This is a genomic window from Corallococcus praedator (genome assembly GCF_003612125.1).
Taxonomy (GTDB): Bacteria; Myxococcota; Myxococcia; order Myxococcales; family Myxococcaceae; genus Corallococcus; species Corallococcus praedator.
Genome location: NZ_RAWI01001453.1, coordinates 1 through 385, shown reverse-complemented (window position 1 = coordinate 385; position 385 = coordinate 1). Strand labels below are relative to the sequence as shown.

The window sequence follows — 385 nt, the reverse complement described above, 5'->3', positions numbered from 1 at the left end:
GCTAGAGCGCGGGGGATGCGATCGTTGCCGCCAATGACGTGATAGCGCTCATCGCTGATCCCATATGGACTCCAGCCGCCGACTTCTGTACCGATCAGGAACAACAGATTCAGGCAAGATTGCGCTTCGATGTCCAGCCCCATCTCCGTGATATAGGCGACGCGCACCAGTTCGCGCAAAGGCGGACTGATCGGCGCGGCGTCGAGGTAGTCGGCCAGCGAGGTGCGATCGAGCCTGATAGCGGTTCGGCTCGGATTGTGATAGGTAATTTTGTCTGCGGCCAGCGATTCGAGGTCTTGCAGCATTCGCTCCGCTAGCGGCCTAAAATCTTCGGCTACCGTGTGATGGCTAACCCGACTGCCCTGGAAGAAGAGTACTTCAGGGA

The 385-nt window shown here is 58.4% G+C and carries 1 protein-coding gene; it reads right to left on the bottom strand.

The genetic code is table 11. From position 1 onward, the window contains the following. The coding region (locus tag D7Y13_RS44860; protein ID WP_208734773.1) for a flavin monoamine oxidase family protein at window positions 1–305 on the bottom strand (305 nt) is incomplete at its 3' end. Window positions 306–385: the final 80 nt, after the last annotated feature.